The organism is Streptomyces sp. CA-210063 (genome assembly GCF_024612015.1).
Lineage (GTDB): Bacteria > Actinomycetota > Actinomycetes > Streptomycetales > Streptomycetaceae > Streptomyces.
In genome coordinates this window covers 2,083,684-2,099,365 of the sequence record NZ_CP102512.1, presented here as the reverse complement: position 1 = coordinate 2,099,365, position 15,682 = coordinate 2,083,684, and the positions used below count along the sequence as shown (strand labels likewise).

Here is a 15,682-nt window from a genome sequence, read left to right as displayed (position 1 = left end):
GGCCTTGACGGCGCCGGAACGGTCCCTTGGACGCCGTGCACGGACCACCGTGCTCGCCTTCGATCGCCTTGACCGGAACAGGAGGTTGTGAACAGGTGTTGCTCGAGCGAGACGACGAACTGAGCTCGGTCTCCGAGGCACTTCGATCCGCTCACCGCGGCAGCGGGTCGCTTCTGGTGATCGGCGGCCCACTGGGTATCGGCAAGTCGGAGCTGCTGCGCGCCCTGCCGGGCCTGGCCGCACAGGGGAGCATCAGGGTGCTCCGTGCGGGAGCCTCGGCGCTGGAGCGGAATCACGCCTTCGGCGTGGTGCGCCAGCTCCTGGAACCCGCCTTGTCCGGGGCGGACGAGAAGACGAGGGAACGCTGGCTGTCGGGTGCCGCAGGGCTCGCTGAAGCGGTCCTCGGCGAGGCCTTGTTCACGACTGCGCACGCCCGGCCGGTCACCGTGCGGCAGGCGGTGCTGCGCGGGCTGCAGGAGCTCGTTGAGCGGATGAGCACCGAACAGACGTTGATGATCCTGATGGACGGCCTCCAGTGGGCCGACGAGCCCTCGTTGCAATGGCTCGCGAACCTGGCGAACCGGCTGAACCGGCTGAAGGTGCTGGTAGTGGTCACGGTTCGGGACGGTGAGTCGGCGTCGAACAGACCGACGGTGCGGGCCGTTACCGGGGCAGCCGCCCGGACCATGCGGCCACGCCCGTTCTCCTTGGCGGGGACACGTGCATTGGTGGCGGACCAGTGTGGTGAAGCCGGACACGAGGAGTTCGTCCTCGCCTGCCACGGGACGACGGACGGTAATCCGTTGTTCCTCAAGTCGATCCTGGTCAAACTGTCGCTCGACAGCATCCCCCCGAGGGCCGAGCACGCCGACCGGGTCCGATCGCTGCGGCCCGCGGGTCTTCGTGACCGGCTGCTCGACTGCATCGGTTCACAGGCCGAGCCGGTACGCGACGTGGCCAAGGCCATGGCGATCGTGGACGGCCAGGCCGATCTGGAGGTCATCAGGAAAGTCGCCGGCCTGGACGCCGTCAGGTGTGCGGAGGCGATGCATGTCCTGCACGAGCTGGGCCTGTTGGCCGACGGGCAGCGGCCCAGGTTCGTCCACCGCGTGGTACAGGACGTGATCGAGGAGTCGATGTCGGCCGAGGAACGCGAGAAGCTTCACATCCGGGCGGCGAAGTCGCTGTACCGAAGCGAGAACACCGTTGAGCAGAGGGCGGCCCATCTGTTGGCGACGACCCCACCTGAGGGGCAGTGGGCGGCTGACCTGCTGCGCGAGGCGGCTGGTACGGCGCTGGGACGGGGTGCTCCGGAAACCGCTGCGTGCTACCTGCGCCGCGCGTTGCTCAACACGTCGACGAACGGGGAGGACCGGGCACGGCTGCTGGTCGACCTCGCGACAGCGGAGCAGGCATTCGACGTGCGTGCCTCGGTACGACACTTCGACCACGCGCTTCCCTTGCTGACTTCCGCGCGGGATCGCGCGGCCGCGATGGTGAGGCTGGGGCCGGCTTTGCTCGGCAGCGCCCCGTCCGGCGTACGCAGGCTGATTCGACAGGTATGCGACGAGTTGGGCGACCTGGACGGGCTGTCCGGTGCGGATCGAGAACTCAAGCTGCGGATCGAGGCTCGGATGCGGCATCTCGACTACACCGAGCCGGTCGAGCTGGCCGACGGAAGCAGGCGGCTCGCCGAGCTCGGCGACGATCCCCCGGCGGATACTCCCGCGGAGCGGGAACTGTTGACCATGCTGCTGTTCGCCGCCACCCTCACCAGCAGCCGGCCGGCCTCCTGGGTGGCCCGGATCGCCGAGCGAATCGTTGAACGGGAGCCCCCCTCGTCCTCACACGTACACGCCGCGCTGCCCATACTGGTGCCGGTGTTGGCGGCCGCGGAATCGACCGGGCGCCTCGCACCCTGGTTGGAGGCGGCACTCGGCCATGCCCGCACGCACGGGACGGTCGTCGAGCAGGCGTTGATCCGGACGGAACAGGCTGTGGTCGCCCTGCACACGGGCCGAATCGCGGACGCGAGACGCGCCGCCACGGACGCGTTCGAACTCGGCGTACTGGAATGGGACACAGCCAACCCCACCACCGCGATCGCGATGGCCGCCGTGGCGAGCGGGGTGCGGGACATCGAGCTGACCAGGAACGTGCTGGGCAACTGTGGCACCGACACCACGAACGAGTGCTTGGCCTCGGTGCTGCTCCTGATGCGGGGCACGCTGGCCACGGCGGAGGGCGATCTCCGGGCGGCCCTGGAGCAATACCAGGAGTGTGGTCGGCAGTTGGGCCGTTCGGACTGGACCAACCCTGTGCTGTTCCCGTGGCGTGCGCTGACCGCGGACTTGTACCGGCGTCTGGGCGACCTCGTCGCGGCGCGTGAGGTCGCCGAGGAGGACTGTCTGCTGGCGGCCGAATGGGGGGCACCGTCCGCCCTCGGGCGTGCCAAACGGATTCTGGGTGACGTCATCGGGGGCGAGGCGGGCATCGCCGTACTGCGGGAGTCGGTCGACATCCTGGAGAGCTCTGTCAATTCGCTTGAGCTGGCAAGGTCGTTGCTGCGGCTGGGGATCAGGCTCCGCGACCAGGGGTCCCCGGAGGCGGTCGGGCATCTGCGCCGAAGTCACCGGCTCGCGCTCGACTGCGGTGAACCCCAACTGGCCGAGAGTGCGCAGGCGACTGCCCTCGAGGCCGCGAGCAGGCTGACGGGGGGCCCGTCACTGACGAACACGGAACGCCTGGTGGCGCGGCTGGCGGCCGCAGGGAGCACCAACCGTGATATCGCGCAGTTTCTCGGGGTGAGCCGACGAGCGGTGGAGAAGCATCTCACGAACTCCTATCGCAAGCTCGGAATACACTGCCGGGGCGAACTCGCTGATGTCCTGCCGTCGGCCGGGTCCGATCGTGGGCCGACCGGGCGGTAGTCCGATACCACCTCCACCTCCATCATCTCCGGCCATCTCATCCAGATATCCCGCGCTCACCGTACCGAACCGCTGGGGCGATCCCGACCACGATCTTAAGCGTGGGTGGGGTCCATTTTTATTGACGGTCGGCTTTTTGCCTTCTTATGATTCTGTGGGTGAGAAGCAGAGTTTCGGCTCCAGCATGCTCGCACCCCATTGCGTATTTTTCTTTCGGCGGACAGAACAGGAGCCGGACGATGGAGATTCTCGCAGGGCCGAAGGCCGAGCAGTTGGTGCACGACGTCCTGGCCGGGTGCACCAAGGAGTTTCTGGTGGCGCGGTCCGCTCCCGAACCGATGGAGGGGGCGGCGCATCGCGTCACCGACCTGCTGCAGCGCGGCATCGACGTCCGCGCGCTGTTCCACCACACCGCCCGCACCCCTCCCGCGGTACGTGACTACGCCCGTACGGTGACCGAGCGGGGCGCCCGGCTGCGCACCGTCCAGTGCGTGCCTGGGGAGTTCGCCGTCGTCGACCGCCGACTGGTGCTGCTGGGACACATGTCCGGGAGCACCTGCCTGATCAGCGAGCAGAGCATCGTGGACCACTTCACCCGGGTCTTCGAGCACCTGTGGGAGGGGGGATGGGCGCTACCCGCCGTCATCACGCGCCACCCGGACCCCGCGAGACCGGCGGAGGCGGATCCCAAGCCCGCCATACTCCGTTTGCTCAGCGAAGGCGCGACGGATGAACAGGTGGCGCGCGCTCTCGGCCTGTCCCTGCGCACCTGCCGCCGCCACATCGCTGATGTGATGTCCCAGGTCGGGGCAGTCGGCCGGTTCCAGGCGGGCGTGCGGACGGCCCGCTACGGACTGCTCGGCATGCCGCCGGTGCCGGATGACGCAGGTGGCGCGAAGTGACGTCACTCGCCGGCGGATTCCGGCGCCGGGTTCACGGCAGAGCGACGCAGCAGCACGTAGCCGACCGTGGCGGCGAAGGCCAGTACGGCCAGCAGTGACGGGAGCCCACCGCCGAGCAGGAACGCGGCGCTCGCCATCAGCGCCACGGCGCACAGTGTCCGCATCGCCCGGTTCGTGAACAACCGCCTGCCTGCGGCGAAGGTCAGCAGGTACACCACCAGCGTCGAGGCGCTGGCGAACGGGATCAGGTCGTGCTCGTCGCCGCCCAGGACGTACATGCCGCCGATGTCGAGCGCGTAGCACCCCCACACCACCCAGAGAGCGGCCATCGGGGTGCCGGTGCGGCGGGAGACCGTCGCCAGGCGACGAGGTGCCGCACCGTCGCGGGCCATCGCGTACAGCAGCCGGGAGGCGCCGAGGACCCAGGCGTTGATGTTGACCACGATCAGGAAGACGGCCAGCGCCGCGCCGAACCGAGCAGCGTCCTCGCCGTGGCTGAACCGCAGCAGCGCGGCCAGCACGGCGGTGGTGTCGGTGTCGGTTCGCGGCGGCACGACCAGGGTGATGACCAGCGCGAGGGTGCAGTAGAGCGTGCCGATGATCCCGGCGACGATCAGCGCGGCGCGCGGAAAGCTGCGCTGCGGGTCACGGACCTCGTCGGCGACGTGCGAGACGTGCTCCCAGCCGAAGAACGAGAAGAAGCACACCAGTACCGCCGTGCCCACCGCGCCCCAGCCGTACGGCGCGAAGGGGGTCAGCCGCTCGGGCTGAGCCGCCGGAGCGGACACCACGATGACGGCGACCAGCCCGACTATCAGGCTGAAGACCAGGACCAGCTGGACCTGCGAGGCGAGCCGGAGGCCGAGCATGTTCGCCACCACGCCCAGGCTCATGGCCGCAAATCCGACCAGCAGGATCACCGTATGGCCGTGCCAGCCCATCAGCGCCGCGAAATAGCGGGCTGCGGCCAGCCCCAGGACCGGGTTGACCACCAGGTTGAGCAGCAGCAGAAACAGGCCGGAGGACGCGCCCAGACGGTCACCGAACGCGCGTCTGATCAGGTAGCTGGTTCCGGCGGCGCTGGGGTACTCGGCGGAGAAACGGGCGAAGGCCGCCGCGATCGGGAACGAGACGACGGCCAGGATCAGCCAGGCCAGCAGCGAGGCCGGCCCCGCCAGCTCCAGCGCGATGCCAGGCACCACGAGGATGCCCGAGCCGACCAGTGTGGACATGTAGTAGACGATGAGGTCGCGGGTGCCCAGCACCTTGCGCAACTGTGTTTGGGCGGCCGAATCCACACTCACCATACACTCCCAACAATTCGGGCCAATGGCCGCGAGGTCATTGTTTACTCTGCTGTTTCGATGGCATTTCGCGTCACTGCAACGGTTCGACGTTAAGATCATCACGCGGGCGGGGTCAATGTGTATGAGTGGCAAGTTCTTGCCAGCATGTCCGGAATTTTGCTGGGAATGCTCTCCGGCATGGAAAAGCTCAATGCCGAAACCGCCCGTTTTACTGCCGAAAATCAAATTCAGATCGGCAGGTGGACCCAGTACGCCGTTAATGAGCAATTGCCTTTCAACGCCATGTGGTGCGTCATTCCGCCCGGCGGCAGCAGCCGGCGCGACTGCCACGACGAGGTGGAGCTGGCCGTGGTCGTGAGGGGCGCCGCCGACTTCGAGACCCCGGACGACACCGCGGAGGCGGCGGGCCGGACCGAGGCCTCGCAGGGGACGGCAATGCTGCTGAACAGCAACGAGGCGCACGTCGTGCACAACCGGTCGGCCACCGAGTCGCTGGTGCTGCTGAGCGTCTACTGGCTTCCGGAGACCACCCGGACGGAGACGGCATGAAGGACACAGCCGAGGCGATGAACGCGGGCGGCCGGCTCACCGTGCTGACGACCCCGCCGCCGACGCCCAACGGCCCCCTGCACATCGGCCATCTGAGCGGCCCTTACATCGCTGCGGACGTCGCAGCCCGGGCAGCCCGCCACCGCGGTGAGCGCGTGCTGACCATGACCGGCCTCGACAGTCACCAGAACTATGTGGTGGCGAAGGCGGAGGCCGAGGAGCGCCCGGTACCGGCTGTGGTGCGCGACTACGGCGCCGACATCAAGACGGCGTTCCGGCGGGCCCGTATCGACTACGACCTGCTGGTCGACCCCACCGAGGACGCCGACTACCGCAAGGCGGTGGACCGGCTCACGGCCGAGCTGGTGGACGCCGGAGCGTTCGCACTGGAGGAGACCGCCCACCAGGTCTGCGCCGAGTGCGGGCGCACGCTCCACCACGCGTACGTGACCGGCGCCTGCCCCGGGTGCGGTGAGGCGATGGGCGGCGGAACCTGTGAGGGCTGCGCGCGCTTCGCGACGGCGGGCACCATGGTCGACGCACGCTCGACCTGCTGTGGCGCCCCGGCCGCCGAGCGGCGGGCGGAGCTGCCCGTTCTGCGTCTGGAGCGGTACCGCGCAGCGTTGCTGGAGGCCTGGGCGCGCGCCCAGGTGCCGGCCCCCGCCATGGCGCTGGTCCGCCACTACCTGGACGCCGGGCTGCCCGATGTCCTGGCCGCCTACCCCAGTGACTGGGGCATCGAACTCGGCGCACTTCCGGGGCTGCGTGCCGACGTCTGGATCGAGATGGGTCTGGGCTACCTCTACGCCGTCGCCCGCGCCGTCGACCCGGCCGTCTACTCCCTGGCGGACTGCGTCGCCGCGTGGCGGCAGGTGGGCGAACTGTGGCACTTCCTGGGCATCGACAACACCTTCTACTACACCGTCGTGTTCCCGGCACTGTTCGCCGCCGCCGGAGTGCCCGCCGGGACGCTCGGCGGGCTGGTGGTCAATCAGTTCTACCGGCTGGAGGGGAAGAAGTTCTCCACCAGCCGCAACCACGCGATCTGGGCCAACGACCTGCTCGCGGCGGAGGACCCCGGCCTGGTGCGGCTGTTCCTGTGCCACGACCGTCCCGACCGCTACGGGAGCGACTTCACGCTCGACGCCTTCCGGGCCTTCCACGGCGATCCGCTGCGGGGCGAAGGAGACCTCGAACGGGCGCAGGCCGCGCTGCGGCTGCCCGACTTCGATCCGGCCCTGGCCGTCCGGTGCCTGGGGAACGCGCCGAACGCGCTGCTTCCGCTCATCACCGGTGAGTCATGACCGGGCCACGCGTGGGAGTGGCCGGGGCAGGCATCGCCGGCACGCTGCTCGCCTGGCGGCTCAAGCTCGCCGACCGGAGTCTGCGGGTGGAACTCGTCGACGCCGGATCGCCCGAGCGCGGCGCGACCGGGGCGTCCGGGGGACTGGTCCGAGGATACGAACCGGACCTGGCCCAACTCGACCTGGCAGCCTCCACCCTGGCCGAGTTGCGCGCCAGCCGTCTGCTGCGGGCCTGGAGCGGTTACCAGGAGACGGGATCGGTCTACCTACAGGCCGATCCGGCCGATCCCGCGGCCGTAGAGCACTTGGAGCGCCTGCTGCCCGGGTCCGCGCGGGCCTGTCCGCCCGGGGAGGCCCCGTACATGGCCGCACGGCACGCCGTCGTGGAACGGCACGCGGGCTTCATCTCGCCACGGAGGCTCCGTGACGAGGTGCTGGCCGACTTCGTCCGGTCCGGCGGCCGCCTCGTCCACGGCACGGTCGGCGGCGTCCGTGCCGGACCCGGCGGAACGGTGAGCTGGCAGGTGGACGGCCGCAGGCGTCACTACCACAGTGGCGTCCTGGCCACCGGCCCGTGGACTCCGGTGCTGCTGCCGGGCGACGAGTACCGGACCAAGCTCATCCAGTACGGCGTGTACGACGCGACCGGGACGGTCCCGGCTCCGTTCGTCGACGAGGTCACCGGCCTGTACGGGCGGCCCGGACCCGGCAGCGGGATCCTCCTCGGCGTTCCCAGCGACGCCTACGACGTCGACCCCGCGGCTCTCCGGCCGGTCCCGGCACTCGTCCGACGTACCACGGACCTGGCCGCTCGTATCTTCCCCGACCTGGGGATCACCGGCCTGCGCCACATAGTGGTGGCCGCCGACTGCTACACCGCTCCGCCGGGCCTGCGGCTGCGTCCCGCACCTCCGGCCGTACCTCACCTGTTCACCTTCACCGGCGGAAGCGGCGGCGCCGCCAAGACCGCGCTCGCGGCCGCACGGCACGCCGCCGACCGCCTCCTGCACGACCTCGCAGTCCCCGCCTGATGTGACGGCTGAAAACTCAGCCCGAACACAAGAACCCACTGGCCAACCACCGTTGGAGAAGACTGCCATGCGCCATTACCACACCGTCGGCGTCGGAGCCGGCCCGGCCAATCTGAGCCTGGCCGCCCTTTTCGAGTCCGTCGCACCTCACCGGATAGCCCTGCTGGAGCGGCGACCCGATTTCTCCTGGCATCCGGACCTGATGCTCAGCGGCGTGTGCCTGCAGACCTCATGGCTGAAGGACCTGGTCTCGTTCGCCGATCCGTGCCACCGGATGTCGTTCATCAACTACATGGTCTCCACCGGGCGGGCCTGGGGTCTGCTCAACGCCCAGTTCGACACCATCCCGCGGCAGGAGTACGCGCAGTACCTGCGCTGGGCGTCCGAGCAGCTCGACTGCGTCCGCTACAACACCGACATCGACCGCATCACCTTCGACAACGGCTTCGCCTACCACGCCGGCGGCGAGCTCGTGGCCACCAGCGACCACCTGGTGCTGGGGCTCGGCAGCAAGCCGTCCGCGCCCCCCGGCCTGGCCGGCGTGCTGGGCGACCGGGCCTTCTTCCCCGAAGAGCTGACCGCCCGGTTGCCCCTGCTGGACCCGGCGGACCCGATCGCGGTGGTGGGCGGCGGGCAGACCGGCGCGGAGTCCGTGCTGGAGCTGCTGGGTCGCGGGTTCACCCGCATCTCCTGGTTCGGCCGCCGTCCCTGGTTCCAGCCGATGGACGACTCGCCGACGGCCAACGACTTCTACCGCCCGGCGTACGTCCAGTTCCTGCAGGACGTGCCCCGCGAGACGCGCCGCCGGTTGGTGGACGGTCACGTCCTGACCGGGGACGCCATCACCTCGGGCACTCTCCGCGCGATCTCCCAGGCCAACTACGAAGGGATGCTGCGTCACAGCGAGTACCCGGTGACGCTCTACCCGGAGCGCGACGTGGTCTCGGCCGGGGCCGACGGCGACCGGCTCACCCTGCACGCGGTCTCCCCCGTGGGGCGTGAGGAGCACCGTGTCGCGCACGCCGTGCTGGCCACCGGCCGACGCGCGGCCGAGCCGCCGCTGGACCCCGAGCTGCTCGAGCGGATCGAGCTGGACGACACCGGGGAGATGCTCGTGGACAGCGACTACTCGGTGCGCTGGAAGGGCCCGGACGGCCACCGGATCTTCGCGCTCAACCGGTCCCGCCACACGCACGGCATCCCGGACGCCAACCTGACCCTGCTGTCGGTGCGCAGCGCCACGGTCATCAACTCGCTGTTCGAGAGTGAGATCTTCACCATCCGCGACACCAGCGTCAGCACCCGCTGGCAGATGGCGTCATGACGGCGGATGTCACCGGGGCGATCGACTACGACGGCAGGTCGTTCCGGTCCGCTGCGGCCGAAACAGCCACCGGCACCGGCGCCCCGGTGGGCCGCTACCACCAGGAGCGCGACACCGTCTGGGCGGAGTTCTCCGGCGGCGCCGTGGTAAAGGGCTACCTGGTCGGCCGGCAGATCGGCGACGGCCGCCTCGACCTGGTCTACTGCCAGGTCCTCGCGGACGAGAACGTCGTGTCCGGCCGCTGTGTCAGCACCCCGGAGATCCTTCCCGACGGGCGCATCCGGCTCCGTGAGGACTGGGAGCGCTTCGGACCCGGGGCGTCCCGCGGGGTGTCCTACATCGAGGAGATTCCGCAGCACGAGCCGTCGGCCTGACCTCATGTGACGAACCGTCACCGAGCGAGGATCTCTCCCCGCGGCGGCCCGGCCGAGCGCGCGGGCCGCCGCTGCCGCGGCGTGAGAGCCGTACACCCGTCGAGAGATCCCGCACCGCCGTCCTCTCTCCCGATCTCCCGACTCGTGCCACCGTCTCCATGAAATCCGAGGCTCGCTCGTCCTCGCCACTGACGGCATCGCCCCGGGGACCGTGGAGGAGACCGCATTGGCCCACTGAACTGATCGTCGCAAGTGGCAGGTTGTTGCCGACATCGTCCGACCGCGCCCCGGCCAGAATCAACAGCAAGGAAAGGCCGCCGACCAGGCGGACCGCTCAACCTGCCTCCCGCGCAAGGACGTTCAGTGAACCAAGCGAGGTGCCACACCGTCGTCGACAGCCCGTACGGTCCGCTCACCCTGGCCGCCGCCGACGGCGTCCTGTGCGGCCTCTACCTGAGCGTGCGGCGCCACAGTCCACCGGAGGAGACCTTCGGTGCCCGCGACGACACACCCTTCGGCGAGGCAGAAGAACAGCTGGCGGGCTATTTCGCGGGCGAGTTGAAGGAGTTCACCCTCGAACTGAGGCTGGACGGCACACCCTTCCAGCGTCGCGTCTGGGAACAGTTGCGGAGGATCCCGTACGGCGAGACCCGCTCGTACGGCGAACTGGCCGACACCCTGGGCAACCCCAAGGCGTCTCGTGCGGTCGGCCTCGCCAACGGCAGGAACCCCATCAGCATCATCGTGCCCTGCCACCGTGTCGTCGGCGCAAACGGCAGCCTCACCGGATACGGCGGCGGCCTGGAACACAAGCGGCGGCTCCTGGACTTCGAACGGGGAACGGCACTGTTCTGAGGAACTGACCCGAGTGCATGACGAAGTGAAATCGCAAAAACGGCACCGATTTCCACTCCCCGTTGATCCGCGCAACTGGCAAGTTGTTGCCAGCGTAATTCGACCGTCACTCGGAAAGAATTGAGGACATGGGAAAGATCGCTGAAGGGGTGACAGGAATGGATTTCGAACTCGTACACGTGAACGTCGGCAGGATGGCGGCGCCGGCGGACGATCCGCGCATGAGCGGCTTCATGGACAACCTGGGACCCATGTTCGCACTGGCAGAGGCGGCGCCGGGTTTCGTCTGGCGACAGACCGACGATGACCCGGGATTCGAGTGGGACGCGGGCGACAGTGCGGGCGCACTCGTGAACATATCGGTATGGGCGTCGATCGAGGAACTCGAGAAATTCACCTACTCCGGCGAGCACCGCGAATTCGTACGCAGGCGGCGGGAATGGTTCCAGCACATGACCGCGGCCGCGTACGCGCTGTGGTGGGTCCCGGCCGGCCACCGCCCGACCACGGCCGAGGCCGAGGAAAGGGTCAGGCACCTGCGGGCGAACGGCCCCACGCCGTACGCGTTCACCTTCAAACAGAATTTCCCGCCCGGCACGGAAATTCCCGGCACGGAAATTCCCGGCGCGGCTATTCCGGAGCCCGGCTCTTCCGAGCACTCGGTGCCCGCTTCCCCTCTCCTGTGAGTGCCCCCGGCGTACGCAGCGGGCCCAGCGGACGGAGCACGGCATCCGGTCACACCGACCGACCGTTCTACGTGCTGTTGGGCCCGGACGGCGCGGGCAAGTCCTCGGTCATGGCGGAGGTCGCGGCCCGGCTGCCCGGGTGGCGGATGCTGTCCACGGACGACGCCTTCATCGGGCGGGGCCACGAACTCGTCGGGGCACTGCGCCGCCAGGTCGTCGAGGACGTCCTGCCGAACCTCGGGACGTCCTACTCCGTGGATTTCCTGGCCGGCGTCCTGCAGACCGCCGTCGTCCACCTCAGGGACCAGGTGGAGCGCCAGGACGAGGACGTTCCGCTGCTGATGGACTCCTACTACTACAAGATCCTCGCCAAGTGCCGGCTGGCCGGTATCGAGCAGAACCCCATGTACACCTGGTGGCGCTCCTTCCCGCAGCCACGCGCGGTGGTCTACCTCGACGTGTCCGCCGCGTCCGCCTCGCGGCGTTCGGCCGAAGGCGCCCGGCCCAACCCCCTGGAGTACTACGGCGAGCGTCCCGAACGGCTGGGCTTCGACAGCTACCGGAAGAGCCTTCGCAAACTGATGCTGGAAGAGGTACGGGACGTGCCGGTGACGCTCATCGAGGAACTTCCCGGTGTGGCCGGGACCGCGGACGCGGTGCTGGAGGTGCTCACCCCGTGACCATGGACCACGGCTGGGCGCACGCCGGCCATGCCGACCGGTACCGGGAGCGGGTCCGCACCGAACGCACACGGCGGCGAGGTGGTACGCCGTAATTCGATGGCATCGCGGGTCCGTGTACCTCTAGGGTTGCTGCTGTTCGAGCGGTGACCGAGAACCGCTGCGGATGACTTGGCATGGTTGGGAGGTGTGACCGATGGCTGTCTTTGAGATGGGCGCTGCCCGCATCCGGAAGTTCATCAAGTCCACCTCTGTGGCCTCCGGCTGACCTCTCCACTTCTCCCGTGCCAGTGAGCGCGGTGCCGGGGCCACCCATGTGAAGGGTCTCCCCCTTGTCTTTCTCTTCTCTCCTGGGTTCTTCCGCGACCTCCTCGCATCCGCTCGTGTCGTACGGCTGGGATGCGGGCTGGGAGGCCGAGTTCGCCCCGTATGCCGGGCAGGGTCTGCTGCCCGGCCGTGTCGTACGGGTCGACCGCGGCCAGTGCGACGTCATCACTCCGGCCGGTGCCGTCCGCGCGGACACAGAGTTCGTCGTCCCCCGCGACCCGATGAAGATCGTGTGCACGGGTGACTGGGTCGCCGTCGACCCTGAAGGCAGCGACCCGCGCTATGTGCGGACGCTCCTCCCGCGTCGTACCGCCTTCGTCCGCTCGACCTCGTCGAAGCGCTCCGAGGGCCAGCTACTGGCCACCAACGTCGATTACGTCGTCATCTGCGTGTCACTCGCCGTGGAACTCGACCTCGGCCGCGTCGAACGGTTCCTGGCGCTGGCCTGGGAGTCCGGGGCACTGCCGGTGGTCGTGCTCACCAAGGCCGACCTCGTGCCGGAAGCGGCCACGCTGGCGCATCTGGTGCAGGACGTGGAGACCGTCGCGCCCGGCGTCGCCGTGTTGACGGTCAGCTCCGCCCTCGGCGAGGGCCTCGACGTCCTCGCCGCGGTGCTCTCCGGCGGCACCTCCGTGCTGCTCGGGCAGTCCGGCGCCGGCAAGTCGACCCTCGCCAACGCGCTGCTCGGCGAAGACGTCATGGACGTCCGGGCCATCCGCGACGTGGACGGCAAGGGACGGCACACCACGACCACCCGCAACCTCCTCGCCCTCCCCGGCGGAGGGGTCCTCATCGACACCCCCGGCCTCCGTGGCGTCGGCCTCTGGGACGCCGAGAGCGGGGTCGGGCAGGTCTTCGCCGAGATCGAGGAACTGGCCGCGGACTGCCGTTTCCACGACTGCGCGCACCTCGCCGAGCCCGGCTGCGCGGTCCTCGGCGCGGTCGAGACCGGCGAACTGCCCGAGCGACGGCTCGACAGCTACCGGAAACTGCTCCGCGAGAACCAGCGGATCGTGGCGAAGAGCGACGCCCGCGTGCGGGCCGAGATCCGAAAGGAGTGGAAGCGGAAGGGCGCGGAGGGGCGCGCGGCGATGGAGGCGAAGAGGGGGCGGCGCTGATTTTTGGCTGCGGGGAGTCTGTGGCTTGTCGCGCAGTTCCCCGCGCCCCTGGGAAAGCGGGGCTGCGCCCCTGCTTTCCCAGGGGCGCAATGTCGTGTCCGAATCCCGCCAGCCCCGGCGGCCGGCGTGGTCGACACTGGTTGTCATGAAGGACGAAGACACCAGGTACGAGGCCGTGCGCAGCAGGGACGGGCGGTTCGACGGGGAGTTCTTCTTCGCCGTCGAGACGACCGGCATCTACTGCCGGCCGAGCTGCCCGGCGGTGACGCCGAAACGGGAGAACGTCCGCTTCTACGCGACCGCGGCCGCCGCCCAGGGCGCCGGTTTCCGGGCCTGTCGGCGGTGTCGGCCGGACGCCGTGCCCGGATCGGCCGAGTGGAACGTGCGCGCGGACGCCGTGGGCCGGGCCATGCGGCTCATCGGGGACGGCGTCGTCGACCGGGAGGGTGTCGCCGGCCTGGCCGTGCGGCTGGGATACAGCGCACGCCAGGTCCAGCGGCAGCTCACCGCCGAGGTCGGCGCCGGCCCCGTCGCACTGGCCCGCGCCCAGCGGGCCCACACCGCGCGCGTCCTCCTCCAGACCACCGGACTGCCGGTCACCGAGATCGCCTTCGCGGCGGGCTTCGCCAGCGTCCGCCAGTTCAACGACACGATCAGGGCGGTCTACGCCATGACGCCCAGCGGACTGCGCGCGGCGAGGCCCCGACGGTCCGTCGGCACACCGACCGCCGGTATCCCCCTGCGGCTCGCCTACCGGGGCTCGTACCGGTCCACCGCCCTCTTCGACGTCCTCGCCGCCGAGGCCGTCACCGGCATCGAGGAAGTCACCGGCGAACGCGGCCACCGCACATATCGACGCACTCTCCGACTGCCGTACGGCACGGGAATCGCCGAGATCGACGAACGACCGGGTGGGCGCCGGGGGCGTTCGGGGACGGCCGCATACGGGCGGCCGGGTGGTCGTCCGGGGCGTGGGGCGGCGGATTCGGATGGGCGGCCGGGTGGTCGTCCTGGCCGTGGGGCGGCGGATTCGGATGGGCGGCCGGGTGGTCGTCCTGGCCGTGGGGCGGCGGATTCGGACGGGCGGCCGGGTGGTCGTCCCGGGCATACGGCGGCCGGACCGGACGGACGGGCGGGCGGTCGGCGGACCATGACGTCGCCCTCGAAGGGCCACCCCGGCGGCTGGCTCGACGCCCGGCTCCATCTCACCGACCCCCGGGACCTCACCACCGCCGTGCAGCGGCTGCGCCGGCTCTTCGATCTCGACGCGGATCCGTACGCCGTGGACGAGCGCCTCGGGAAGGACCCGCGGCTCGCCCCGCTCGTCGCCGCCAGGCCGGGGCTGCGCTCACCCGGAGCGGCCGATCCGGAGGAGTTCGCGGTACGGGCGCTCGTGGGGCGCGGGGAGGCGGAACGGCTGGTCCAGGCATACGGGAAGGCGCTGGACGCCCCGCACGGGACGCTGACGCACCTGTTCCCCGAACCGGCCGCGCTGGCCGGGGCGGACGGCCCGCTCGGCACCCTTGCCACCGCCCTCGCCGACGGCACCGTACGCCTCGACGTGGGCGCCGACCGGGCCGAGGCCGAGGCCGCGCTGCGCGCGCTGCCGGGCCTGGACGCCCACACCGTCGCCGCGATCCGCACCCGCGCCCTCGGCGACCCGGACGTGGCGCCGCCGGGCGAGGTCGTGCCGGACGCCTGGCGGCCCTGGCGGTCGTACGCCCTTCAACACCTCAGGACAGCAGGCGAGTCGGAGTCGGACACGGCTTCGCACGTACAGGTACAGGGAGTTCAGCCGTGAGCACCGGACAACGGACGTACTACACCACCGTCGACAGCCCCGTCGGGCAACTCCTCCTCACCGCCGACGACTTGGGCGCTCTCACCTCCCTCTCCGTACCGGAGCAGAAGGGCGGCCGGGTCCCGCTGGCGGACTGGCTGCGCGACCCGGGGCCCTTCCACGCGGCCGAGGAACAGCTCGCCGCCTACTTCGCCGGTGAACTCAAGGAGTTCCGACTGGAGTTGCGCGGCGAGGGCACCGACTTCCGGCAGCGGGTCTGGGCCGCGCTCGACGACGTCCCGTACGGCGCGACCACCACCTACGGTGCCATCGCCGCCCGCATCGGCGCGCCCCGCGCCGCCGTCCGGGCCGTCGGTGGCGCGATCGGCGCCAACCCGCTCCTCGTCGTCCGCCCCTGCCACCGGGTGATCGGCGCGGACGGCACCCTCACGGGGTACGCCGGCGGCCTCGACCGTAAACGCCTGCTCCTCGGCCTGGAGGGCGTGCTCTAGCAC

14 protein-coding genes are annotated in these 15,682 nt (G+C 70.0%); 13 read left to right on the top strand and 1 reads right to left on the bottom strand.

What is annotated here, in order from left to right:
• The first annotated feature begins 95 nt into the window (after nt 1-95).
• A complete protein-coding gene (locus tag JIX56_RS09105) occupies nt 96-2,930 on the top strand; it encodes an ATP-binding protein (protein ID WP_257538362.1) in 2,835 nt (944 codons plus the stop codon).
• 239 nt (nt 2,931-3,169) lie between these two features.
• Nucleotides 3,170-3,832 (top strand): winged helix-turn-helix domain-containing protein, encoded by a 663-nt coding sequence (locus tag JIX56_RS09100; protein WP_257538343.1) that lies wholly within the window; start codon nt 3,170-3,172, stop codon nt 3,830-3,832.
• 2 nt (nt 3,833-3,834) lie between these two features.
• Here JIX56_RS09100 and JIX56_RS09095 read toward each other — a convergent pair whose 3' ends face one another.
• Complete coding sequence (locus JIX56_RS09095) at nt 3,835-5,139, bottom strand: APC family permease (protein ID WP_257538324.1); 1,305 nt, start codon at nt 5,137-5,139, stop codon at nt 3,835-3,837.
• A 177-nt stretch (nt 5,140-5,316) separates the two neighbouring features.
• Between JIX56_RS09095 and JIX56_RS09090 the strand changes: the two genes are divergently transcribed.
• The 11 genes from JIX56_RS09090 to JIX56_RS09040 all read left to right on the top strand — a co-directional run bounded on the left by JIX56_RS09090 (nt 5,317) and on the right by JIX56_RS09040 (nt 15,679).
• Nucleotides 5,317-5,688, top strand: coding sequence for a cupin domain-containing protein (locus tag JIX56_RS09090; RefSeq protein ID WP_257538313.1), 372 nt, complete (start codon nt 5,317-5,319; stop codon nt 5,686-5,688).
• Complete coding sequence (locus tag JIX56_RS09085; RefSeq protein ID WP_257538311.1) at nt 5,685-6,992, top strand: class I tRNA ligase family protein; 1,308 nt, start codon at nt 5,685-5,687, stop codon at nt 6,990-6,992. Before JIX56_RS09090 ends, JIX56_RS09085 begins: the two co-directional genes overlap by 4 nt.
• Nucleotides 6,989-8,023 (top strand): NAD(P)/FAD-dependent oxidoreductase, encoded by a 1,035-nt coding sequence (locus JIX56_RS09080; RefSeq protein WP_257538309.1) that lies wholly within the window; start codon nt 6,989-6,991, stop codon nt 8,021-8,023. Before JIX56_RS09085 ends, JIX56_RS09080 begins: the two co-directional genes overlap by 4 nt.
• 67 nt (nt 8,024-8,090) lie before the next feature.
• Complete coding sequence (locus tag JIX56_RS09075) at nt 8,091-9,347, top strand: lysine N(6)-hydroxylase/L-ornithine N(5)-oxygenase family protein (RefSeq protein ID WP_257538300.1); 1,257 nt, start codon at nt 8,091-8,093, stop codon at nt 9,345-9,347.
• On the top strand, nt 9,344-9,721 hold the full coding sequence (locus JIX56_RS09070) for a hypothetical protein (RefSeq protein ID WP_257538298.1): 378 nt from the start codon (nt 9,344-9,346) through the stop codon (nt 9,719-9,721). The genes JIX56_RS09075 and JIX56_RS09070 overlap by 4 nt, the downstream gene beginning before the upstream one ends.
• A 363-nt stretch (nt 9,722-10,084) precedes the next feature.
• Complete coding sequence (locus JIX56_RS09065) at nt 10,085-10,576, top strand: methylated-DNA--[protein]-cysteine S-methyltransferase (RefSeq protein WP_257538296.1); 492 nt, start codon at nt 10,085-10,087, stop codon at nt 10,574-10,576.
• Nucleotides 10,577-10,704: 128 nt separating this feature from the next.
• Entirely contained in the window at nt 10,705-11,262 is a 558-nt protein-coding gene (locus JIX56_RS09060) for a DUF3291 domain-containing protein (protein ID WP_257538285.1), read from the top strand.
• Nucleotides 11,259-11,942 (top strand): hypothetical protein, encoded by a 684-nt coding sequence (locus JIX56_RS09055; protein ID WP_306819836.1) that lies wholly within the window; start codon nt 11,259-11,261, stop codon nt 11,940-11,942. Before JIX56_RS09060 ends, JIX56_RS09055 begins: the two co-directional genes overlap by 4 nt.
• A gap of 332 nt (nt 11,943-12,274) precedes the next feature.
• The gene (gene rsgA / locus JIX56_RS09050; RefSeq protein WP_257538283.1) at nt 12,275-13,387 is read left to right on the top strand and encodes a ribosome small subunit-dependent GTPase A; all 1,113 of its coding nucleotides are present in this window, start codon (nt 12,275-12,277) and stop codon (nt 13,385-13,387) included.
• A gap of 145 nt (nt 13,388-13,532) precedes the next feature.
• Nucleotides 13,533-15,188 carry a DNA-3-methyladenine glycosylase 2 family protein gene (locus tag JIX56_RS09045; protein WP_257538263.1) on the top strand — a complete coding sequence of 552 codons (1,656 nt, stop codon included), beginning with the start codon at nt 13,533-13,535 and terminating at the stop codon, nt 15,186-15,188.
• Nucleotides 15,185-15,679, top strand: coding sequence for a methylated-DNA--[protein]-cysteine S-methyltransferase (locus JIX56_RS09040; RefSeq protein ID WP_257538262.1), 495 nt, complete (start codon nt 15,185-15,187; stop codon nt 15,677-15,679). Before JIX56_RS09045 ends, JIX56_RS09040 begins: the two co-directional genes overlap by 4 nt.
• The last annotated feature ends 3 nt before the right edge of the window (nt 15,680-15,682 follow it).